Here is a 20154-nt window from a genome sequence, read left to right on the forward strand (position 1 = left end):
TCAACGGTGCTTAAGCCAGTCAGCGGCCCCCTGTCCGGCCATGCGCCCGGTGGCAAGGCAGGTGGTGATCAGGTAGCCGCCCGTCGGGGCCTCCCAGTCCAGCATCTCGCCAGCGGCGAAGACGCCGGGGCAGTCCTTCAGCATCAGTTCTGGCGTCAGGGCGTCCATCCGCAAGCCACCGGCTGTGGAGATCGCTTCTCGTATCGGAAACGGTCCTTCGGTGCGCAGGGGCAGAGCCTTCAGTAACAACGCAAGTTCGTGCCCCTGCGGCAAGTCCGGCCCGATAGCTTCTCGAATGATTGCCATGCGAGCACCGGAGAGGCCGATCGTGCGGCGAAGGTGATTGGCGAGGCTGGCCTTGCCCTGCGGGCGAGCCAGCTTGCCCGCGAGCGCTTCTATTGTGAGGTCCGGGAACAGGTCGAGCGTCAGCACCGGGGCGCCTGCTTTCGTGGCTTCGCGCAGTGCCGCGGAAGCTGCGTAGATGCCGCCGCCCTCGACGCCTCGGGCGGTGATCACGAACTCGCCGCGCCAAGTTTGCTTGCCGACAGACAGGGCCACATTCTTGATAGCGGCGCCGAAGTGGATCGCCATATGTGGCGACCAAGCGACGAAGAAACCCATATTCGAGGGTTCGAACGGGTTCGTCGGCAGGTGCTTTACCCAAAGACCATCGGAGCCGAGCCTTGGCCAGCTTGCGCCGCCGAGCGCTAGGACGGTCGCTTTGGGCCGTACAGTGACCGGCCCGTGCGGAGTCTCGAATTCGAAAGACGCCAACCCTCCGACCCAGCGCCAGCGTGGCAGCAGGCGCGTACCGTTTTCAACAAGGGATGCGAGTACGGATCGTAACAACGGCGAGGCCTTCATCGCCGTCGGGAAGACACGACCCGAACTGCCGGTAAAGACCGGTTGACCGTGACTTTCTGCCCAGGCTTTCACCGCTTCCGAGTCAAAAAGGTGCAAGGCGGCGTCCAGTTGGGGGGCGAGAGGCGTAACTGCTGATCGCAGAACTGAGGTCGGCTCTTCCTTGGTCAGGTTCAGCCCGGACTTGCCCGCCATCAGCAGCTTACGGCCGAGGCTGGGCATCTGGTCGACCAGCCAAACCGTGTGACCGGCATTCGCCAGCACTTCGGCAGCGGCGAGACCGGCGGGGCCGCTGCCGATGACAAGTGCGTCCGGTTGGCTACTATCGTTCATGCCCGCTACCTATCGTGTTTCGAGGCAAGGGTGAATCGATTGTTCGTGGCCCTATAGGCCGTGGCCAACACTTCGCTGCGGCTGCGGTAATTTGGACGCCTCACGCGAAAGCGATTGAATCCGGGTAATCCGTAGGGGAATATTCTGCGTAAGAACATCCGAGGCCAAAAAAAACCGAACCCGGGGAGATATGATGGACGATACAGCGGCAGCCGAAATCGGAGAGGACAACACGCTCCTGCTTCTGGACGACGACGAGCCGTTTCTCCGCCGTCTTGCCCGAGCGATGGAAAAACGCGGATTTGCGCCCGTCGAGGCCGGGACGGTGGCCGAGGGCCGGACGATTGCCGCGACGCGGCCTCCGGCCTATGCCGTGGTGGACCTGCGTCTGGAAGACGGCAACGGGCTGGACGTGGTCGAGATGCTGCGCGAGAAACGGCCCGATTGCCGGATCGTGGTGCTGACAGGCTATGGCGCGATCGCCACGGCGGTGGCGGCGGTAAAGATCGGCGCGACCGACTACATGTCCAAACCCGCCGATGCCAATGACATAACCAACGCGCTGTTGGCGACAAGCGAGGAAAAGCCGCCACCACCGGAGAATCCGATGAGTGCCGACAGGGTCCGCTGGGAACACATCCAGCGCGTTTTCGAACTCTGTGACCGCAATGTCAGCGAAACCGCACGCCGGTTGAACATGCACAGGCGCACCCTGCAACGAATACTGGCGAAACGCTCCCCACGCTGACTGGTACGATCAACCGACTACCGAGGCGCGGTTTTCTTTGATGGTGAGTTGCGATGCGGGCTTCGCAAGCCCGTGGCCTCTGCGCGACAGGTAATCCGGTAACACCCGGTTGCCACGTTTCTGCTAACGAAGTTTGGTTGCAATGTCCTCTGCCAGCAGGCGTGCGGCAGCGGTGTGGGCCTCCGCGCGGGCGGTCAGTCCCTCACCGGCAAATGGCACGGTGAACGAAAAACTTTCTGCCCGGTTGCGTCCGCGAAGATCCGCAGAAGCATACCAGGTACCGGCAAATTCCAATGGCCCGTCCTCATCGGCGAGCAGGCGGCGGACGCGCACGTCTATCCGGGCTTCCGGGTAGCTTTCGAAAGGCCATGGTTCTGCTGCGACAGTTGCACCGCTAACCTCGGTAAGGATGCCGGCAAGTTGCTCAGTCATCGATCGTTCCGGCATGTCGGCCCAGAGCTGCTCCGAGTTTGTGCGGATTGAACCGTCCTCGGCCAGCACCGCGATTTCCTCGGACTCGGCATACAGCGGAAGGGAGATCGTGCGGATCTCGACCGTGGCGTACGGGATCGAAATGCGGGAGGCCTCGGGGATCGTGTCCAGCGTGTACTGGGCGATCTTGCCTTCGGAAGAACAGGCAGCGAGCAGGAGGACGAGGGCGAGGCGTTTCATGGGATGTCAGCGTCCGATCAGGATGGAATTGGGGCGCCGCTCGATGGCGCGGGAAAGCGAGGTGATCGCCTCGGCGGCCTCGCGAATGTCACGCAGTGCAGCGCGTGTCTGGTAATTGAACTCACTGTCCCCGCTATAGGCGCCGAGAGTTGCGCCGGCCTGATCGGCCAGCCGTGAAAGCTGGGCGGCAAGGGCGGGCAGGCTCTCGGTGGATCTGGCGACGGCATCAGCGGCGGTGGAGGCAGAAGAGAGGGCGCTGTTGAGGTTGGCGACGGCATCACCTTCCTCCAACGCGGCCAGAATCGACTGCACCTCATCCAAAGCCCGCCCGAGTGCACCGGGTAGCGCCTTCATGTCTTCCGAGGCGACAATTGCGTCGGCGGATGTGAGCAGTTTCCGGGCGGCTTCCACCAGTTGGTCGAGTGGCAGGTCGGCAGCCTGCTCCGTCAGCTTCTCGATATCCTCGACAAGGCCGGGGAACTTTTCCGAAGCGGTGGAAATGTTGGCGGCTGCGGTCCGGGCATCGGCGATGGCGGCGCCAAGGCCCTCGACAGCGCCGGTGTTCTCGAGCGCCAGCAGTTGTGTATTTACCTGAGCCAGTGCCATGCGCATCTCCTGTGGCAGGGCCTGCGTCGCGTCCAGTGCAATAAGCTTGCGTGCCTCTTCCAGCAAACCGGTGACGGCTGGCGGAACAGCAGCGATTTCGTCACTTCCGACGAGCTCGTCGGTCGTTTTGATAAGGTTTCGCGTGTCGGCAAGCAGATCTTCGACCGCAAGATTGGTGGCTTTCTCCGCAAGTGCATCGAGTGAGGCAAGCAGTTCCGGCAGGGTCTCGGCGGCTGTGCTGATGTCGGATGCGGCATCGCGGGTATCTTCCAGCGCCGCCAACAGGTTGGCGACAGCACCACCGGTGTTGACCTGATCCAGCAGCGCATTGACCGTCTGGATGGCGGTGCGAAGGTCGGCCGGCACGCCTTTGACATCATCGGAATTGATCAGCGCCCGCGTGTCTTCGAGCAGGCCGACGATAGCCTCCGGTGTTCCCTTCGTGGCCTCGTCCGCTGCGATACGGTTCAGGCTGTCCATCACGCCGATAGCGGAAGCCATCAGTTCCTCCACCGGAAGATCGTTGACCCGCTCCAGCATTCCCTGTGCCGTCGCCGCGAAATCGGTGAGTTCGGAGGCGGTCGGCGGCAGCATCGGGAAGGGGTCGGCGTTGCGGTCGAAGGCAGCGGGCATCGGGTCATCTATCTCAACCAGTTCGATCAGCAGCGAACTCGTCAGCAGGTTGGCAGAAGCGATGCGGGCGCGCAAACCATTGGCAACAGCGCCCTCGAAGAAATCGAGCGTTTCTTCCTCTGAAGCCAGTTCCGAAAGGCCGAGCCGGCCGGGATTGATTATGAGAATGGCGAGCAGGCGTACATCCGAAAGCTGGCCGCTGTCATCCTCGACCACATTGGCCGTCAATGTCTCGACCTTGCCGATATTGACGCCTCGGAAAGTAACCGGCGCACCGGCAGTGAGGCCCTTGACCGTGCCCTGAAATGCGACGGAAAGCCGGACTTCGGAGCCGAGGTTGCGGTTGAAGATGCTTTCGCGGGCGCTGTCCTCGTCCTCGTACAACTCCAGGATCTGGTTGTCGGCGATGGGCGCGCCACCGGAGTAGACGGTGTCGAAACCGATACCGCCCTCCACAAGCGAGGCGAGACTGTCCACGTCCAACGTCACGCCGCCAGTGCCGAGCGAGATTGAGAAGCCCGAGAGGTTCCAGAACCGGGTGGCGCTGGTCAGCCGCCTGTCATGCGGCGCACGGACGAAGGCGCTGACAAGCACGTGGTCACCGGTGTCGGCCAGTTCAATGCCTTCGATCTGGCCAACTTCGATACCCTTGTAGAGCACTGGTGCACCGGCCGCGAGGGAACCTGCTTCCGGCGAACGCAGGCGGACGAAGGTGCCGTTCTCACCGACCTTGACCTGCGGCGGTTCCGCCAGCCCTTCGAAACGTTCTTGCGTCGTGCCGGGCTCATCATCCCAGCTGCCTTCGATGTAAGCGCCGGAAACAATGGTCTCTATCTCGGAAATGCCTCTGGTCGTCACGCGCGGGCGAGCAACCCAGAAGACGGCGTCTTCGTCGAGATAGGGCACGATCGTTTTTGACACCCGCGCTTTGACAATCACCGTCTGGATATCGGGCGAGAAGCCGACTTCTTCTACCAGACCGATATCGACATCGCGGAACTTGATCACGGTCTTGCCAGCATCGATGCCGGATGCATCCTCGAAGACAATTTCGATGGCAACGCCGCGGTTTGTATAGCTTTGCCATGCGACAAACAGCGAAATCACCAGTGCCAGCAGCGGAATCAACCAGACAACGGAGATACGCGCCCAGATCGGTGGTTTCCTGTCGCTGACATCGAGGTCGGCAGGGCCGTCCGTCATTCCCGTTTTTCCTTTTCCGCCACGTCCCAGATGAAGCGCGGGTCGAAGCTCTGAGCGGACAACATAGTGAACGCGACGGATAAAGCAAAGCAGGCCGCCGCCGGGCCGGGGTTCACCGATGCTACGAAGTCGAGTTGAACCAGCGCTGAAAGAATGGCGACGACGAAAACGTCGATCATCGACCAGCGGCCGATGAATTCCACCACTTCGTATAGCAACTGGCGTTGGTGGGCCGAAGCGAGATCCTCCTCCCGAAGGGACAGTGCAAGATAGCCGACGGCAATAAACTTGAGAATCGGGATGACGACACTTGCGATGATGACGATGGCGGCGACACCGTAGGAGCCATGCTCCACCAGTTCCCAGGCGCCGCCGATGATCGTGCTTTCGGACGTTGTGCCAAGGGTAGATGTCCGCAGCATCGGATAGGTGTTGGCGGGTATGTAGAGCAGCATACCGGCGACCAGCCAGGCCCAGACCCGTTGCAGGCTGTGCGGCTCCCGCGAGTGGAGTGGCGCACCGCAGCGAATGCAGTTGCGGGCGGGTTCCTGTACACGCATGCAACGGGTGCAGGATTCCAGGCCCGCGGCCCGCGCGGTCAGCGCAGGGCTGTCCATATCGACCATTTGCACATCGCCGTGTCCTTCAGAACTATGACGATAACGAGGGCGGAGAAGGCCCAGAAGGCCGGCCCGGGAGTGACTTCGGCGAGGCCGGTGACCTTCACCAATGCCACTGCGACGCCGATGATGAAGATCTCCGCCATCGCCCATGGCTTCAGCCTGTCGGCCAGTCGGAAGGCGAATGCGGCGTGCCGAAACGGCGGGCGGCCGAATTGCAGCGGCACGAGTGCGTAGAGAATTGCCAGCACCCTCAGGGACGGCAGGATCACGATGAGCGCTGCGACGGCTCCGGACAACGGGATCAGAATGCCCGATTGGAAGGCGGTGGCGGCATCGAACAGCGAAGCGGAATTGGAGAGCCCGCCCGTCTTGAGCTTAAGGAACGGAAAGAATATTGCTGCGGTCATCAGGATAAGTACCGTAAGTGAAAGTGCGGTAATCCTAGGTATGGCATCCTGCCGGGTAGTTATCAGCGTAACGTGGCAGCGTGTGCAGCGTGCAATCTTTCCACTGTCTTGCGGGGTGACATGATGCAGCAGATCGCAGCGCGGACAAGCGATGAGATTTCGGAGGTCGTGTTTGTGTTCTGCATCCATGGAGAGCGAGATTCCGGTATACGCCCGCGAGTTGCAAGCGATTCCTCCCCAGCGACAAAATGTGCATTTGATCTTTTGAATGCTAAAGGCAAGTAGCTGAATTGAAATGAATTTCAGGCAGACGGAAATACTCGAATTGGCGCGTCGTGAAGGCAAGGTTCTCGTCGAGACACTGGCCTCCCGGTTCGATGTCACGGTGCAGACCATCCGTCGTGACCTGACGGAGTTGTGCGAGAGCGGCAAGCTGGAACGGGTGTATGGCGGGGCGATGCTGGCGTCCGGCGTCAGCAATATCGACTATGTCGAGCGGCGGTTGCTGAACGCGGAGGAAAAGCAGCGGATCGGGCAGGTCTGTGCTGCACTTGTGCCCTCCAGCGCCTCTATCTTTATTGGAATCGGCACCACGGCGGAGGCGGTGGCGCGGGCCCTCCTGCGTCACGAGAATCTCCTCGTCGTCACCAACAACATGAACGTTGCCAACATCCTGATTGAAAATTCCGGCTGCGAGATGATCGTTGCCGGAGGCTCTGTTCGTCGCAGTGATGGTGGTCTGGTCGGTGATGTGACGGCAGATATGGTGCGGCAGTTCAAGGTCGATTACGCGATCATCGGGGCATCGGCGCTGGATCTGGAAGGCGATTTACTGGATTTCGACTTCCGGGAGGTGCGGGTCAGTCAGTCCATCATTCGGACGGCGAGGCACAACATTCTTGTTGCCGACCACTCCAAATTTCAGCGCAACGCGCCCGTGCGGGTGGCGTCTCTAGGCGATCTGGATCACATGGTCACCGACCGACCGTTGCCCGACCCTGTGGCAACACTCTGTGCCGAACATGCAACAAAGGTGCATGTCGCCTGAATATGGGTTCGGTATGGATTTGGTATGGGTTTGGTATGGCTTCAGGTCACCACCCGCAGGGTCAGGTTGATGCGGCCTCCGTGCAACAGCAGATCTGAGCGCCCGAAACGAATGCGGTCGATGCCATGATAGGCGCGGCGGGCGTCGCCTCCCATGATCACGACATCACCGCTTTCGAGCAGCACTGATTGCGTTGGGTCCGCCCGGCTTGTGCCGCCCATCCGGAAGGTGGCCGGGTCGCCGAGTGAGACGGACAGGACCGGGTGATCGAAACTGGCCTCGTCATTGTCCTGGTGCAGGCCCATGCGCGCACCCTCGGCGTAATGGTTGATGAGACAGCATTCCGGTTCCCTGCCGCTGCCCGCCTCCGCCTGCCAGATCGCCATGATCGAGTCCGGGATCGGTGGCCAGGGTGTGCCGTCCGGTTGCGTCTCCGAGTAGCGGTAACCCTGCCGGTCCGTCATCCATCCGAAGCGGCCCGCAGCGGACATGGCGACGGACATCCGCCGGCCGCCCGGGGTGGTGTAATGGCGGAGTGGCGCCTGCGCGACAACGGCTCGCAGGTCGTCGCGCAGGCGGATCTGCGCTTCGGGCGACAGATAGCCCTTGAGGATACGAAAGCCCTTGATGGTGAGTGACTGCATGGCAGCAAGGATGGCGCCGGAGATGCGACCTGACCACCCGAAAGATGACGAGTCCGTCACGGCAGTGTGTCTGGGAACGTCTCCTTAACCCCGGCAGGCTAGTGGGTGCGGCGATCTTCCGGAGTCCTGCCAGATGAAACTTCCACGCCTGATTAGCCTGATCTTCGTCGGTGGTGTCCTGCTGGTCCTTGGCTGGGACATGGTTCGGGATGAACTGATGCCGGCGGATCGGAAAATTCTGTTCGTGGGAAATTCGTTCCTGTTCGTCGGTGACGTTCCGCAACAGGTGAAACGACTTGCGGCGAGCGGGCCGGAACCGGTGCGCTATCACACGCGCATGATCGCCGAACCAAACCACCGGCTGGCGTGGCATGTGGAGGATGGCAAGGCCTTGTCGGAACTTCGCTCGGGGGTTTGGGACACTGTGGTTCTGCAGGATTACAGCCGCACGGTATTCTCACCCGACCTGAAGGCCGAGATGGAGCGGAGCGTTGAAATTCTGACGCAAGCGGCAGAGGCGGCGGGTACGGAGGTGGTGTTCTACGCCCACTGGCCTCCTGCTCCGATCACCCGCGCAGATCGCGCGGCGAAGGTGGCGCAGATCGAGCGCACCTATCGCCACATTGCGTCCCGGACGGGTGGTAGGGTGGCACCTGTTGGGCGGGCATTCGCCGAAGCGTGGGACCGGGGCATTGCCGGCCTGATTTCCGTTGATGGCCACCACGCCTCCCTGCTCGGCTCTCATGTTGCGGCGCTGGTTGTATTGGCAACGCTCGGGGATGTTTCCCCGGACGAGACCAACTGGCGGCCGGAGGGGCTGACGGAGGAAATGGTGGCGGCGTTGAAGCGGGATTCATCCCGATATTTCAGGGCAGACTTCGCTCAGAACAGGTGATCGGCGCCGACGATGCCGAAACCGCGATCCTCGGTATAGTAGCCATCGAGAAAGGGCTTGTCGCTTTGGGCCGTCACCCAGCCGGTGCCGCCTTGCAGCCACTCCGCGATTTCGGGATCGGCAGAAGCATTCAGCCAATAGCAGCCGTTATCCGGAATGATGATCTTGCGCTCCAGAGGCACGCAATCACTCTCCCGCCAAACATTGGGTGTGACATTCGCCTCGCGGAAGCCACCAACGACGGGGCTGAGGTTGGAAAACATCATTGCCGATCCGCCCTTGTTCAGGATCGGAGCCCATTTGAACGTGCCGGGTTTGTCGAGCAGCTTGAGGTTGGGCACCTTGGCGTTGAAACAGACATTGCTGGCCAGATCGCGCGCCGCCGGATGGCCGATATTGAGGCCGAATTTCAGGCGTGCAGGCACACGACCGTTCCCCTTCAGGGTGAAGCGCGTAACGGGCTTGCGCCGCGGGTCCACCGTCTCACCGAGGAGCGGGTCGATTTCAGGTGTTCGGCGTACGTCTTCATCTCGTTCGATCCGTCGGCCCATAGTTTGGTGTCAGCCTGGCGCGGCACATCCGCAGACTGCCCCGGCGACGGCGGAGATCAAGTGCCGCGCTGTCCGGCAGGCCGGAAATCCCTCGCAAAAACGTGCATTGACTGACTGCTCGTTGCTTGCAGGCCCTCCGACGCATCCCTATATAGCGCGGCATACCGGCTGATACCGGCCGGAAGAAGTTTGGGATGAGGTCGGGGGCTGAATGGCAGACCCGTTCCTCGCAATCGCCGAAGTAGAAGGACGAAGCAATGTCGAAAGTAATTGGGATTGACCTGGGTACCACGAACTCTTGCGTGGCCATCATGGATGGCAGCGCGGCGAAGGTTGTGGAGAACTCTGAAGGCGCACGTACGACGCCCTCCATCGTCGCTTTCACGGACGATGAGCGGCTGGTCGGCCAGTCCGCCAAACGCCAGGCAGTAACCAACCCGGAAAACACGTTTTTCGCCGTGAAGCGGCTGATCGGCCGTCGCATCGACGACCCGATGGTGGCGAAAGACAAGGAAATGGTTTCCTACAAGATCATCGACGGCGGCAATGGCGACGCATGGGTCGAGGCGAACGGTGAGAAGTATTCTCCCAGCCAGATCTCCGCCTTCACGCTCGGCAAGATGAAGGAAACGGCTGAAAGCTATCTCGGCCAGGACGTGACGCAGGCCGTGATCACCGTTCCCGCCTATTTCAACGACGCACAACGGCAGGCAACCAAGGACGCGGGCAAGATCGCGGGCCTCGAGGTGCTGCGCATCATCAACGAGCCGACGGCGGCCGCACTGGCCTATGGCCTCGACAAGGAAGGCGACAAGACGATCGCCGTCTATGACCTTGGCGGCGGTACGTTCGACGTCTCGATCCTCGAAATTTCCGACGGCCTGTTCGAAGTGAAATCCACCAACGGGGACACCTTCCTCGGCGGGGAAGACTTCGACATGCGCATCGTCCAGTACCTTGCCGACCAGTTCAAGAAAGAGAACGGCGTCGACCTGACGAAGGACAAGATGGCGCTGCAGCGCCTGAAGGAAGCTGCCGAGAAGGCGAAGATCGAGCTTTCCTCCTCCACGCAGACTGAAATCAACCAGCCGTTCATCTCGATGGACCCGGAAACGCGCCAGCCGCTGCACCTGGTGCTGAAGCTGACCCGCGCCAAGCTGGAAAGCCTGGTGGGCGATCTGATCACCCGCTCCATGAAGCCCTGTAAAGAGGCGCTGAAGGATGCCGGCATCTCCACCTCCGAGATCGACGAAGTCGTACTCGTGGGCGGTATGACCCGTATGCCCAAGGTCGTCGAGGAAGTGACCAAGTTCTTCGGCAAGGAGCCGCACAAGGGTGTGAACCCCGATGAGGTGGTCGCAATGGGTGCCGCCATTCAGGCCGGTGTGCTTCAGGGCGACGTGAAGGACGTGGTGCTGCTCGACGTGACACCGCTGAGCCTCGGCATCGAGACGCTGGGTGGCGTGTTCACCCGGCTGATCGACCGCAACACGACGATCCCGACGAAGAAGAGCCAGACCTTCTCCACCGCCGAGGACAACCAGAACGCCGTGACGATCCGGGTGTTCCAGGGCGAGCGCGAGATGGCCGCGGACAACAAGATGCTCGGCCAGTTCAATCTGGAAGACATCCCGCCCGCGCCGCGTGGCCTGCCCCAGATCGAGGTGACCTTCGACATCGACGCGAACGGCATCGTGTCCGTTTCCGCGAAGGACAAGGGCACCAACAAGGAGCAGAAGATCACGATCCAGGCGTCCGGCGGACTTTCCGACGACGATATCGAGCGCATGGTCAAGGAAGCCGAGGAGAACGCCGAGGCCGACAAAGAGCGCAAGGAGCTTGTCGAAGCCAAGAACCAGGCGGAAAGCCTGATCCACGGCACGGAGAAATCCGTCGAGGAGCATGGCGACAAGTGCGATCCGACCACGATCGAGGCTATCGAGATGAGCCTGAAGAACCTCAAGGAGGTTGTCGACGGCGACGACGCCGGGGCAATCAAGGCGCGTTGTCAGGACGTGACCGAGAGCGCGATGAAACTCGGCGAGGCGATCTACAAGGCGCAGATGGAAGAGGCGGAGAGCGCCCAGGCGTCCTCCTCCGAAGATGAGCCTTCGCCGGTCGACGATGATATCGTGGATGCCGATTTCGAAGATCTGGATGACCAGAAGAAAGCCTAATTGATGGGCACGCACGGCTGGTCCTCCCTTTTGGGCGGGCCAGCTTTGCGTTTTATCGGAGGCTTTTGAAAACATGGCAAAAGCGGACTACTACGACCTTCTCGGAGTCGACCGTTCCGCTTCCGAAGCGGAGCTGAAGAAGGCTTATCGCAAGAAGGCGATGGAACTGCACCCTGACCGCAACGCGGATAATCCCGACGCGGAGGCAAGGTTCAAGGAAGTAAACGAGGCCTATGACGTTCTGAAGGACGCCGAGAAGAAGGCGGCCTACGATCGGTACGGCCACGCGGCCTTCGAGGGTGGCAACGGCGCCAGCGCCGGGCGCGGCGGCTTCCATGGCGCATCCGATTTCGGTGCGTTCTCGGACATTTTTGACGACCTGTTCGGCGGTTTCGCCGGTGGCGGCGGTGCGCGTGGCGGCGGCCAACGGCGGGCCGTGCGCGGTTCGGACCTGCGCTACAACCTCCGGGTTTCGTTGGAGGATGCGTTCAAGGGTAAACACGCCAACCTGACGGTGCCCTCCTCCGTCGCCTGCGAGAAGTGCAACGGGACGGGCGCGGAAAACGGGGCGGAGCCTTCGACCTGCCCGACATGCTCCGGCATGGGCAAGGTGCGGGCGCAACAGGGCTTCTTCACGGTGGAGCGGACTTGCCCGACGTGTCAGGGCCGTGGCCAGATCATCAAGAATCCGTGCACGTCCTGTGCGGGCGCGGGACGGGTGAAGAAAGACCGCTCACTTTCCGTCAACATCCCGCAGGGCGTGGAGACAGGCACGCGCATCCGTCTGGCCGGTGAAGGCGAGGCAGGGCAGCGTGGCGGGCCCTCGGGCGACCTCTACATCTTCATCGAGGTAGAGGATCATCCTATCTTTGAGCGCGACGGCACGAACCTCTACTGCCGCATCCCGGTGTCGATGACGACGGCGGCGATGGGCGGCGAGTTGGAAGCGCCGACGATCGACGGCGGCCGGAGCCGGGTGAAGGTGCCCGCCGGCGTGCAGACGGGCAAGCAGCTACGCCTGCGCGGCAAAGGCATGCCGGCCCTGCGCGGCGGCACGTTCGGTGATCTGTATATCGAACTGGCCGTCGAGACGCCCGTGAACCTGACGAACCGTCAGAAGGACCTGTTGAAGGAATTTGAAGCCGAGGCTGCCAACAACAGCCCCGAGACACAGGACTTCTTTGGCCGGGTGAAAAACTTCTGGGATGGCATGAAAGGTTGAGGCCCGGATGCCTGGAAGAGATTTGCGCCCTCGCTGGCAACGGCGGGGGCGCCTTTGTTTTCGTTTCACTTTGCGAGCAAACGGACCGGATCAGGCCAGCATATCGTCGAAGCGGGCCAGCGGCACGATGCCTTTGAGAGAGCTGGCAAGATTTGCCTCCAACGTAACGAATGCATCCGCCTGCAATTTCGTCAGAGCCACGAACTCGGCCCGCAGGGTATCCTGCCAGCCCAGTTCGGCGGCAATGTCCCATGCCAGTTTCTGCAAAACCCTGTCGCCCAAAAGCCGGATTTTCAGAGCTCTCATGTGATCTAGCCTCGCCGCCGCTTCGGTACGATCGAACTCCCCGCGTTGAACCGACTGATAGAGTTCCGACAGAAGTTGTGAGCGTAGCAGTGTCGGTGCCACCAGCCTGTGCTGCGGCGCCACCGTCAATCGCTCCGCCGTGAGCCGCATGGCCGTTCCGGTTGAAATCACAAATCGCATGACACTGCCTCCCCACATTATGCGTGATGGTCGAGATACGGCTCCGGCTATTCCTCGTGCTGCCCGTCGCCGTGGTGCATCTCCACGGTGCCGTCTTCCCGGTGTTCACGGTGCATCTCTTCACTGTGGTCGCCGTGGCTGCCTTGCGGGCGGACGGCGAACTCCACTTCCAACGGGCCCGCGTTCTCGAAAATGAGGGTGACGGGAACGGGGTGGCCGGGCCGGAAGGGCGCCGTGAGCCCCATGAACATGATATGGGCACCGCCCTGTTCCAGCATCACCGTCTCCCCCGGCGCGATTTCCAGACCCCTCTCCATATGGATCATGCGGGCGATGCCATCCTCGACCTCGGTTTCGTGCAGCATGCCTCGGGCAAACTCGGCCTCCACGGCCATCAGTCGTTCCGGTGTGTCGCCCGTGTTCGTGATCGTCATATAGCCCGTGCCTGCCCGCGCCATCGGCAGAGAGGCGGGAACATGGGCGTCCGTGACGGTCAGGGGCACTTCGGCCAGTGCCGCCGCCGGCAGCAGAATCAGGGCGGCGATGGCAGTGCGGAGGCGGATGGCGGGCATGGCAAAAGCTCCGTTCGTCGGGTCGTCGGAATGCGTCCAAGCCTAGCCCCGCATTTCGCCGCCAACAATTCCCGAATGCGTGAGCCGGGTTCAGATGCCGAATTCCGGATCGTCGGTCGGCGGCGAGTCCGCCGGTGGCGGAATCGGGATGGGATCGGGGCCGGGGATCGGTTCCGGCTCCTCCTCCAGCCCCGGGCCAAGGATGACATCCGGGCCGCGCGCGGATGGTCCTTCGACCGGTGCGCCCCGGCCTTCGAGCGTAAGGTCGGGCAGGGGCTCCTCCGGCCGCTCGTCACGCGGGCCGATGGGGATGCCCTCGGCCTCGCAGACAGCGGTGAACAGCGCGGCGGTAAAGGTGCCTTCGCCCGTGAATTCCTGAAAGCGAGAGAAGGTGTAGAGAACCAGCAGGTCCTCCGTGTTGCCGTCGATGCGGCGACTGCCGCGCAGGCGTTTGCCCCAAATGAAGCCGCGCGACTTCGCGGCATCGGCGGCCTGGCAGGCGGCATAGCGCTCCAGCGTCAGGCGACGGGTCGGATTGGCCATGCGGGCCCGCACCTCCACCCGCTCCTGCTCCGTGAAGACCGTGTCGGAATAGAGGTATTCGACCGCTTCATCCGCGGCAGAGGCGGCGGGTGTGGTTTCACAGCCCGGCAGGGCGAGCAGCGGCAGGGCAAGAAGGCTGAGGCGGCGCATGGTCGTGTTGTGTCCATTTTGGGCAGACCCTAGTCCCTCTTCCCCCGGCCGCGCAACGGCGGAGCGTCTGCGCCGGGGAAGTGTGATGCAATCGTGCCGATGTGCTGGATTTTCTGTGACGCGCGCCCTAGAGCAGATGTGAAACCGGGAGTGTGTGCGATGGAATGGTCGGCGGGCAGAACGCAGGTGAACAGCTGGAACGAGTGGGACCCCCTGCGCCACGTGATCGTGGGGCGGGCGACCGATTGCCATATCCCGCCCAATGAGCCGGCGCTGGAGGCAAAGGTGCCCGAAGACAGTGACATGCGGGGCATGTGGGGCAAGCGCCCGCAGGAGAGCATCGACCGGGGCAACGAATTGCTGGACGGGTTCGCGGCCCTGCTGGAAGCGCGCGGTATCCGGGTGGACCGGCCGGACCCGATCGACTTCAGCCAGCCGGTGACGACCCCCGACTTTCACACCGGCAGCCAGTTCGGCTGCATGCCGCCGCGCGACGTGCTGCTGACGGTGGGGCACGAGATGCTGGAGGCGACGATGAGCTATCGCTGCCGCTGGTTCGAATACCTGTGCTACCGCCCGCTGATGCAGCGCTATTTCGAGGAGGATCCGCGGTTCCGACATGAAGCGGCGCCGAAGCCACGGTTGACCGATGCGGATTATCACAAGGATTACCTGAGCGAGAAGATCGGGGTGGAGAAGCGGCTGCAATGGGCCGCGGATAAGCATTTCGTGACCACCGAAGAGGAACCGCTGTTCGATGCGGCGGATGTGCTGCGCTTCGGTCGCGATCTCGTGGTGCAGCACGGTTTCACCACCAACCAGAAGGGCATCGAGTGGCTGCGGCGGCATTTCCCCGATCATAGGGTTCACGCGGTCAATTTTCCCGGCGATCCCTACCCGATCCATATCGACGCTACCTTCACGCCGCTGCGGCCGGGCCTGATTCTGAATAACCCGCAACGGCGTCTGCCGGAGGGTCAGCGGGAGATGTTCCACCGCAACGGCTGGGAGATCGTGGATGCGGCGCAACCCGCCCACAACAGCCCGCCGCCGCTGTGCTATTCCTCGACATGGCTCAGCATGAACGTGCTGGTGCTGGACCCGAAGACGGTGTGTGTGGAGAAATCGGAAGTCTATCAGGCCGAACAGATGGACAGGCTGGGAATGGAGGTTATCCCGGTGGAGTTGCGCGATGCCTACGCCTTCGGTGGCGGCCTGCACTGCTGCACCGCGGACGTCTACCGCGAAGGCGGCTGCGAGGACTACTTTCCGAAGGCGTGACGCCGAACCTTCAGGATTTCACCAGCGCGTGTCGCTTCTTGCCCGCGCTCAGCTTCACCGTACCGGCCACCGCCTCACGGCTGAACATCTGGCCCGCATCCGTCACCGGCGCGTCGTCGGCCTGCGCGCCGCCGCCCGCGATCAGCCGCTTGGCCTCCTTGCCGGAGGCGGCAAGCCCGGCCTTCACGAACAACTGCGCGGCGGAAATGCCATCGTCGCCGAAATCGGCATCGGTCAGCACCACGGTCGGCAGGTCCTCGCCCACGCCGCCCTTCTCGAACACCTCGCGCGCCGTCGCCGCCGCCGCCTCTGCCGCCGCACGGCCATGCGCCAGCGCGGTCACCTCGTTGGCGAGCACGATCTTGGCGTCGTTGATCTCGGCACCTTCCAGCGCCCCCAGCCGCGCGCATTCGTCCAGCGGCAGTTCGGTAAAGAGCTTCAGGAACTTCTCCACATCCGCATCCAGCGTGTTGCGCCAGTACTGCCAGAACTCGTAGGCGCTCAGCTTGTCTTCGTTCAGCCAGATCGCCCCGCCGACGCTCTTGCCCATCTTGGAGCCGTCGGCCCGCGTCAGCAGCGGGGTCGTCACGCCGAACACCTCCGCCCGGTTGATCCGGCGCGTCAGGTCGATGCCGTTGACGATGTTGCCCCACTGATCCGAACCGCCCATCTGCAGCACGCAACCGTGCCGCTTGTTCAGCTCCATGAAATCGTATGCCTGCAACAGCATGTAGTTGAATTCCAGGAAGGTCAGCGGCTGCTCGCGCTCGAGCCGCAGCTTCACGCTGTCGAAGGCCAGCATCCGGTTGATGGTGAAATGCCGGCCGTAGTCGCGCAGGAACTCGACGTAGTTGAGCTCATCCAGCCAGTCGGCATTGTTGGCCATCATCGCGCCGCTGTCAAAATCGAGGTACTTGTCGAAGACGCTGCGGATGCCCTCGATGTTGCGGCCGATGGCCTCGTTGTCCAGCAGTTGCCGCGCCTCGTCCTTGCCGGACGGGTCGCCGATCTTGGTGGTGCCGCCGCCCATCAGCGCGATCGGTCGGTGGCCCGTCTTCTGTAGCCAGCGCAGCATCATGATCTGGATAAGGCTGCCGATGTGCAGGCTGTCCGCCGTCGCGTCGAAGCCGATATAGCCGGTCACCACGCCCGAGCGAAGCTGCTCGTCCAGCCCCTCCATATCGCTGCAATCGGCGAGGAAACCCCGCGACTGCAGCACGTTCAGAAACTCGGATCTTGGTGTGTAGGCCATTGCAACGCGCCCTCGTAAAATGTTCTGTGCCTGTTTAACGGAACGGGCAGGGAAGGAAAGAGCGATGGAGCCGATCTGGTCACTGGGGCTGATGAGCGGCACCTCGCTGGACGGGATCGACGCGGCGCTGGTGCGAACAGACGGAGTGGAGATCGCCGAATTCGGCGCGTCGCGGTTTCGACCCTATTCCAATGATGAGACGCAAACCCTGCGTGACGGGCTGGGCGCGATGCCCGGCCCCGGTCTGGAAGCCGTCGCGGAGGTGGTGCTGACGGCCCATGCCGAGGCAGCCGCCGGGTTGAAGGCGGAGCTGATCGGATTTCACGGCCAGACGTTGAGCCATGATCCGGCGCGCTTTCACACCTTCCAGATCGGCGACGGCAGTGCCCTGGCGGCGCTGCTGGGCGCGCCCGTTGTCTGGGACTTTCGTACTGCCGATGTGCTCTCGGGAGGCGAGGGCGCGCCACTTGTGCCCGTGTTCCATTTTGCGGCCGCGCGCCATGCCGGGCTGACGGGTACGCTTGCCATCCTCAACATCGGCGGCGTCGCCAACGTCACCTGGGTAAATGCCGATGCGTCGGCCGCCGAGGACGCAGGCGCGCTGCTGGCCTTCGACACCGGGCCGGGCAACGCGCTGATCAACGATTTCCTGCGATTACGTCGCGGGGCGCAATTAGATGCCGGCGGCGAACTGGCGGCGGAAGGCACTGCCGACGAGGACGTGATCGCGCAGGTGCTGACCCATCCCTATTTCTCCCGCCTGCCGGCGAAATCGCTCGACCGTGACGACTTCGCCCATGTTCAGGAACTGGTCGCGTCTCATACCGACGCGGATGGCGCTGCGACGCTGACGGCGCTGACGGCCGCGACCATCGCCGCCAGTCTCCGTCACATGCCCTTGCCGCCTGACAGATGGCTGATAACGGGTGGTGGCCGCCACAACCATACGTTGATGCGGATGATTGGGCAGCGGACGAACGCGCCGGTCGATCCGGTGGAAGCGGTCGGCCTCGACGGCGACATGCTGGAGGCGCAAGCATTCGCATACCTTGCTGCAAGGGTAAAACGCGGCCTCGCCACATCCTTGCCATCCACGACGGGTGCACGGCTGCCGGTTTGCGGCGGCCGTATTTCGGACCCTGATTCCCGCAAAAGTTGATTCGTGCGACGTCTCTCAAAGAAGTCTGAATAAGTAACTCGAATTGAAGGACTTTGCGGCGCTGAGGCGGCATTTCGGCCCATTCCGGAGCATGTGCCAGAATTTGAGCGCATTCGGATTCAAATAAGGCAAAAAAATCAAACCGGGGCCGTAAGCGTGCCGTTCTGGTGGGCGATACCTTAATTCAACGGGGGCGTAGCAAGACTTACGCAGAGAGAGTGACCACCATGACCTACGCTACAGCTTTTTATCTGATCCTTCCCTTCGCAATCGGCTACGAACTGTGGTTTCTGTACTCCGTCACGGCGCGGATGTTGTCGGAAGACAAGGATGAACGCAGCTTTCTGTCACGCCTGCCACTGATGAACCTGCAGTTCTCCATCGCGCTGGCATTCCTGCCGATGCTGCTGCAGGCGGCGCTGTTCCTCAGCTTCGAGGCGCAGGAGAACCTGGTCATCAACGGCAACGCCGGTGTCATCTTCCAGTACTACACCATGCCCAGCCTGCTGCTCTACATGCTGACCAATTCCGGTCGCATGGGCCGCCTGTTTCAGCCGAAATCCGAGGCGCCCTGCTGATACGCCTTCACCAGGTTCGAGAAGCGGGTGAACCTGCCCTCGAACGCCAGTTCCACGGTCCCGATGGGGCCGTGTCGCTGTTTTCCGATGATCACTTCCGCCTTGCCATGCAGGCTCGACATCCGCTCCTGCCACGCCATCATCTCGTCGATCTTGCTGTCTGACGGTTTTTCACGCTCGGCGTAGTACTCCTCCCGGAACACGAACATCACAACGTCCGCATCCTGCTCGATCGAGCCGGATTCGCGGAGATCCGAGAGTTGCGGGCGTTTGTCGTCGCGGGATTCGACCTGACGGGAAAGCTGGGACAGTGCGATCACCGGCACGTTCAGTTCCTTGGCGATGGCCTTGAGCCCCTGCGTGATCTCCGAAACCTCGTTGACGCGGCTGTCCTTGGCGGAGGCGGGGCGAACGAGTTGCAGGTAGTCGACCATCAGCACATCGAGCCCAAAGGTCCGCTTCAGCCGCCGGGCGCGCGCGGCGAGTTGGCTGATCGGCAGCGCCGGTGTGTCGTCGATGTAGAGAGGGCAGGATTCGAGAGTCTTGGCCGCCTCTACGAACCGGCGGAACTCTTCTTCCGTCATGTCGCCCCGGCGAATCTGTTCCGAGGGCACTTGCGCCGCTTCGGAAAGAACACGGGCAGCAAGCTGCTCTGCGCTCATCTCCAGGCTGTAGAACCCGACGATGCCGCCATCAACAGTGCCTTCGGTGCCGTCGGGTCGCATGCCCTTGCGGTATTTCTTGGCGATGTTGAAGGCGATGTTGGTGGCGAGAGAGGTCTTCCCCATGGAAGGCCGGCCGGCGAGGATCAGCAAATCGGACGGATGCAGGCCGCCGAGTTTTTTATCCATGTCGATCAGTCCGGTCGAGATGCCGGCCAGACCGCCATCGCGCTGATATGCGGCATTGGCCACGTTTACCGCGTCGGTCACGGCCTTCAGGAAGCTCTGGAACCCGCTGTCCACCTGACCGGCTTCACCGAGCTTGTAGAGATCCTGTTCCGCTTCGACGATCTGCTCTTTCGGGTCGTTTTCCAGGGTCACGTTCGCGGCCTTGTGCGCGATTTCCTGCCCGATGCTGATCAACTGGCGGCGGATCGCCAGATCATAGATCATCTGGGCATAGTCCCGCGCCGCGTAGAGCGACGTGGCTGCACCGGCCAGCCGCACGAGATAGGCGGCACCCCCCAGTTCCTCCAGGCCCGGATCGTTCTCGAGGAAAGACTTGAGCGTCACCGGGGAGGCGAGTGAATTGTTCTGAATGCGCCGGGCGGCAGCCTCGAAAACCCGGGCGTGCACAGGGTCGTAGAAATGCTCCGGCTTCACCAGCGAGGCGATCCTGTCGTACACTTCGTTGTTGACCAGAAGCGCACCCAGCAGTGCCTGTTCCGCCTCGATATTGTGGGGAAGAGCCTGATGCTCCACCTCCGGAAGGTTGGACCCGTCCGCCATTTTTTCTGCTCTCCGATGCTCCCTTCCAATCTACACAGGCGCGCTGCCATCGGGAAGGT

At 62.3% G+C, this 20154-nt stretch carries 20 protein-coding genes; 8 read left to right on the forward strand and 12 right to left on the reverse strand.

The window, feature by feature from the left end; genetic code table 11:
• A complete protein-coding gene (locus tag GO499_RS16900; RefSeq protein WP_161863281.1) occupies positions 1-1194 on the reverse strand; it encodes a TIGR03862 family flavoprotein in 1194 nt (397 codons plus the stop codon).
• Positions 1195-1387: 193 nt separating this feature from the next.
• Here GO499_RS16900 and GO499_RS16905 point away from each other — a divergent pair, with 193 nt between their 5' ends.
• Positions 1388-1942, forward strand: a complete 555-nt coding sequence (locus GO499_RS16905) for an ActR/PrrA/RegA family redox response regulator transcription factor (RefSeq protein ID WP_161863282.1) — start codon at positions 1388-1390, stop codon at positions 1940-1942.
• A gap of 123 nt (positions 1943-2065) precedes the next feature.
• Here GO499_RS16905 and GO499_RS16910 read toward each other — a convergent pair whose 3' ends face one another.
• Genes GO499_RS16910 through GO499_RS16925 form a run of 4 tightly spaced genes read right to left on the reverse strand, consistent with a single transcriptional unit; the run spans position 2066 to position 6086 of the window.
• Complete coding sequence (locus GO499_RS16910; RefSeq protein WP_161863283.1) at positions 2066-2614, reverse strand: PqiC family protein; 549 nt, start codon at positions 2612-2614, stop codon at positions 2066-2068.
• 6 nt (positions 2615-2620) lie between these two features.
• Positions 2621-5056: a PqiB family protein gene (locus tag GO499_RS16915; protein WP_161863284.1), complete on the reverse strand. Its 2436-nt coding sequence runs from the start codon at positions 5054-5056 to the stop codon at positions 2621-2623.
• The gene (locus tag GO499_RS16920) at positions 5053-5682 is read right to left on the reverse strand and encodes a paraquat-inducible protein A (RefSeq protein WP_161864039.1); all 630 of its coding nucleotides are present in this window, start codon (positions 5680-5682) and stop codon (positions 5053-5055) included. Before GO499_RS16920 ends, GO499_RS16915 begins: the two co-directional genes overlap by 4 nt.
• On the reverse strand, positions 5655-6086 hold the full coding sequence (locus GO499_RS16925; RefSeq protein ID WP_348520785.1) for a paraquat-inducible protein A: 432 nt from the start codon (positions 6084-6086) through the stop codon (positions 5655-5657). The genes GO499_RS16920 and GO499_RS16925 overlap by 28 nt, the downstream gene beginning before the upstream one ends.
• A gap of 289 nt (positions 6087-6375) precedes the next feature.
• On the opposite strand from GO499_RS16925, the gene GO499_RS16930 reads away from it, so the two are divergent.
• Complete coding sequence (locus GO499_RS16930) at positions 6376-7134, forward strand: DeoR/GlpR family DNA-binding transcription regulator (protein ID WP_161864040.1); 759 nt, start codon at positions 6376-6378, stop codon at positions 7132-7134.
• Between the two features lie 41 nt (positions 7135-7175).
• Here the strand turns inward: GO499_RS16930 and GO499_RS16935 are convergent, their stop codons facing one another.
• Positions 7176-7778, reverse strand: coding sequence for an alpha-ketoglutarate-dependent dioxygenase AlkB (locus tag GO499_RS16935; RefSeq protein WP_161864041.1), 603 nt, complete (start codon positions 7776-7778; stop codon positions 7176-7178).
• 133 nt (positions 7779-7911) lie between these two features.
• Between GO499_RS16935 and GO499_RS16940 the strand changes: the two genes are divergently transcribed.
• Positions 7912-8673 (forward strand): hypothetical protein, encoded by a 762-nt coding sequence (locus tag GO499_RS16940; RefSeq protein WP_161863286.1) that lies wholly within the window; start codon positions 7912-7914, stop codon positions 8671-8673.
• Here the strand turns inward: GO499_RS16940 and GO499_RS16945 are convergent.
• Positions 8661-9224, reverse strand: a complete 564-nt coding sequence (locus GO499_RS16945) for a hypothetical protein (RefSeq protein ID WP_161863287.1) — start codon at positions 9222-9224, stop codon at positions 8661-8663. The genes GO499_RS16940 and GO499_RS16945 overlap by 13 nt on opposite strands.
• A 257-nt stretch (positions 9225-9481) precedes the next feature.
• Here GO499_RS16945 and dnaK point away from each other — a divergent pair, with 257 nt between their 5' ends.
• Positions 9482-11401, forward strand: coding sequence for a molecular chaperone DnaK (gene dnaK, locus GO499_RS16950; RefSeq protein WP_161863288.1), 1920 nt, complete (start codon positions 9482-9484; stop codon positions 11399-11401).
• A 73-nt stretch (positions 11402-11474) separates the two neighbouring features.
• Entirely contained in the window at positions 11475-12623 is a 1149-nt protein-coding gene (gene dnaJ, locus GO499_RS16955) for a molecular chaperone DnaJ (RefSeq protein WP_161863289.1), read from the forward strand.
• A gap of 90 nt (positions 12624-12713) precedes the next feature.
• Here the strand turns inward: dnaJ and GO499_RS16960 are convergent, their stop codons facing one another.
• The 3 genes from GO499_RS16960 to GO499_RS16970 all read right to left on the reverse strand — a co-directional run bounded on the left by GO499_RS16960 (position 12714) and on the right by GO499_RS16970 (position 14374).
• The gene (locus GO499_RS16960) at positions 12714-13109 is read right to left on the reverse strand and encodes a PIN domain-containing protein (protein ID WP_161863290.1); all 396 of its coding nucleotides are present in this window, start codon (positions 13107-13109) and stop codon (positions 12714-12716) included.
• A 47-nt stretch (positions 13110-13156) separates the two neighbouring features.
• Positions 13157-13681: a copper chaperone PCu(A)C gene (locus tag GO499_RS16965; protein ID WP_161863291.1), complete on the reverse strand. Its 525-nt coding sequence runs from the start codon at positions 13679-13681 to the stop codon at positions 13157-13159.
• A 90-nt stretch (positions 13682-13771) separates the two neighbouring features.
• Positions 13772-14374 carry a hypothetical protein gene (locus tag GO499_RS16970; RefSeq protein WP_161863292.1) on the reverse strand — a complete coding sequence of 201 codons (603 nt, stop codon included), beginning with the start codon at positions 14372-14374 and terminating at the stop codon, positions 13772-13774.
• A gap of 159 nt (positions 14375-14533) precedes the next feature.
• Between GO499_RS16970 and GO499_RS16975 the strand changes: the two genes are divergently transcribed.
• Complete coding sequence (locus GO499_RS16975; RefSeq protein ID WP_161863293.1) at positions 14534-15655, forward strand: serine/threonine protein kinase; 1122 nt, start codon at positions 14534-14536, stop codon at positions 15653-15655.
• A gap of 10 nt (positions 15656-15665) precedes the next feature.
• On the opposite strand, the gene tyrS is transcribed toward GO499_RS16975, so the two are convergent.
• Positions 15666-16907 (reverse strand): tyrosine--tRNA ligase, encoded by a 1242-nt coding sequence (gene tyrS / locus GO499_RS16980; protein ID WP_161863294.1) that lies wholly within the window; start codon positions 16905-16907, stop codon positions 15666-15668.
• A gap of 64 nt (positions 16908-16971) precedes the next feature.
• Here tyrS and GO499_RS16985 point away from each other — a divergent pair, with 64 nt between their 5' ends.
• Together GO499_RS16985 and GO499_RS16990 are read left to right on the forward strand one after the other, a co-directional pair.
• Complete coding sequence (locus GO499_RS16985; protein WP_161863295.1) at positions 16972-18066, forward strand: anhydro-N-acetylmuramic acid kinase; 1095 nt, start codon at positions 16972-16974, stop codon at positions 18064-18066.
• A gap of 227 nt (positions 18067-18293) precedes the next feature.
• Complete coding sequence (locus GO499_RS16990) at positions 18294-18644, forward strand: hypothetical protein (RefSeq protein ID WP_161863296.1); 351 nt, start codon at positions 18294-18296, stop codon at positions 18642-18644.
• Here GO499_RS16990 and GO499_RS16995 read toward each other — a convergent pair.
• The gene (locus tag GO499_RS16995; protein WP_161863297.1) at positions 18617-20095 is read right to left on the reverse strand and encodes a replicative DNA helicase; all 1479 of its coding nucleotides are present in this window, start codon (positions 20093-20095) and stop codon (positions 18617-18619) included. The genes GO499_RS16990 and GO499_RS16995 overlap by 28 nt on opposite strands.
• Positions 20096-20154 lie beyond the last annotated feature (59 nt).

Source organism: Algicella marina, from assembly GCF_009931615.1.
In the GTDB taxonomy this organism is placed as follows: Bacteria; Pseudomonadota; Alphaproteobacteria; order Rhodobacterales; family Rhodobacteraceae; genus Algicella; species Algicella marina.

Coding starts and splice junctions, on each gene's coding strand:
- GO499_RS16900 (WP_161863281.1), bottom strand. CDS start 1,194: ATGAACGATAGTAGCCAACCGGACGCACTTGTCATCGGCAGCGGCCCC.
- GO499_RS16905 (WP_161863282.1), top strand. CDS start 1,388: ATGGACGATACAGCGGCAGCCGAAATCGGAGAGGACAACACGCTCCTG.
- GO499_RS16910 (WP_161863283.1), bottom strand. CDS start 2,614: ATGAAACGCCTCGCCCTCGTCCTCCTGCTCGCTGCCTGTTCTTCCGAA.
- GO499_RS16915 (WP_161863284.1), bottom strand. CDS start 5,056: ATGACGGACGGCCCTGCCGACCTCGATGTCAGCGACAGGAAACCACCG.
- GO499_RS16920 (WP_161864039.1), bottom strand. CDS start 5,682: ATGGTCGATATGGACAGCCCTGCGCTGACCGCGCGGGCCGCGGGCCTG.
- GO499_RS16925 (WP_348520785.1), bottom strand. CDS start 6,086: ATGACCGCAGCAATATTCTTTCCGTTCCTTAAGCTCAAGACGGGCGGG.
- GO499_RS16935 (WP_161864041.1), bottom strand. CDS start 7,778: ATGCAGTCACTCACCATCAAGGGCTTTCGTATCCTCAAGGGCTATCTG.
- GO499_RS16940 (WP_161863286.1), top strand. CDS start 7,912: ATGAAACTTCCACGCCTGATTAGCCTGATCTTCGTCGGTGGTGTCCTG.
- GO499_RS16945 (WP_161863287.1), bottom strand. CDS start 9,224: ATGGGCCGACGGATCGAACGAGATGAAGACGTACGCCGAACACCTGAA.
- dnaK (WP_161863288.1), top strand. CDS start 9,482: ATGTCGAAAGTAATTGGGATTGACCTGGGTACCACGAACTCTTGCGTG.
- dnaJ (WP_161863289.1), top strand. CDS start 11,475: ATGGCAAAAGCGGACTACTACGACCTTCTCGGAGTCGACCGTTCCGCT.
- GO499_RS16960 (WP_161863290.1), bottom strand. CDS start 13,109: ATGCGATTTGTGATTTCAACCGGAACGGCCATGCGGCTCACGGCGGAG.
- GO499_RS16965 (WP_161863291.1), bottom strand. CDS start 13,681: ATGCCCGCCATCCGCCTCCGCACTGCCATCGCCGCCCTGATTCTGCTG.
- GO499_RS16970 (WP_161863292.1), bottom strand. CDS start 14,374: ATGCGCCGCCTCAGCCTTCTTGCCCTGCCGCTGCTCGCCCTGCCGGGC.
- GO499_RS16975 (WP_161863293.1), top strand. CDS start 14,534: ATGGAATGGTCGGCGGGCAGAACGCAGGTGAACAGCTGGAACGAGTGG.
- tyrS (WP_161863294.1), bottom strand. CDS start 16,907: ATGGCCTACACACCAAGATCCGAGTTTCTGAACGTGCTGCAGTCGCGG.
- GO499_RS16985 (WP_161863295.1), top strand. CDS start 16,972: ATGGAGCCGATCTGGTCACTGGGGCTGATGAGCGGCACCTCGCTGGAC.
- GO499_RS16990 (WP_161863296.1), top strand. CDS start 18,294: ATGACCTACGCTACAGCTTTTTATCTGATCCTTCCCTTCGCAATCGGC.
- GO499_RS16995 (WP_161863297.1), bottom strand. CDS start 20,095: ATGGCGGACGGGTCCAACCTTCCGGAGGTGGAGCATCAGGCTCTTCCC.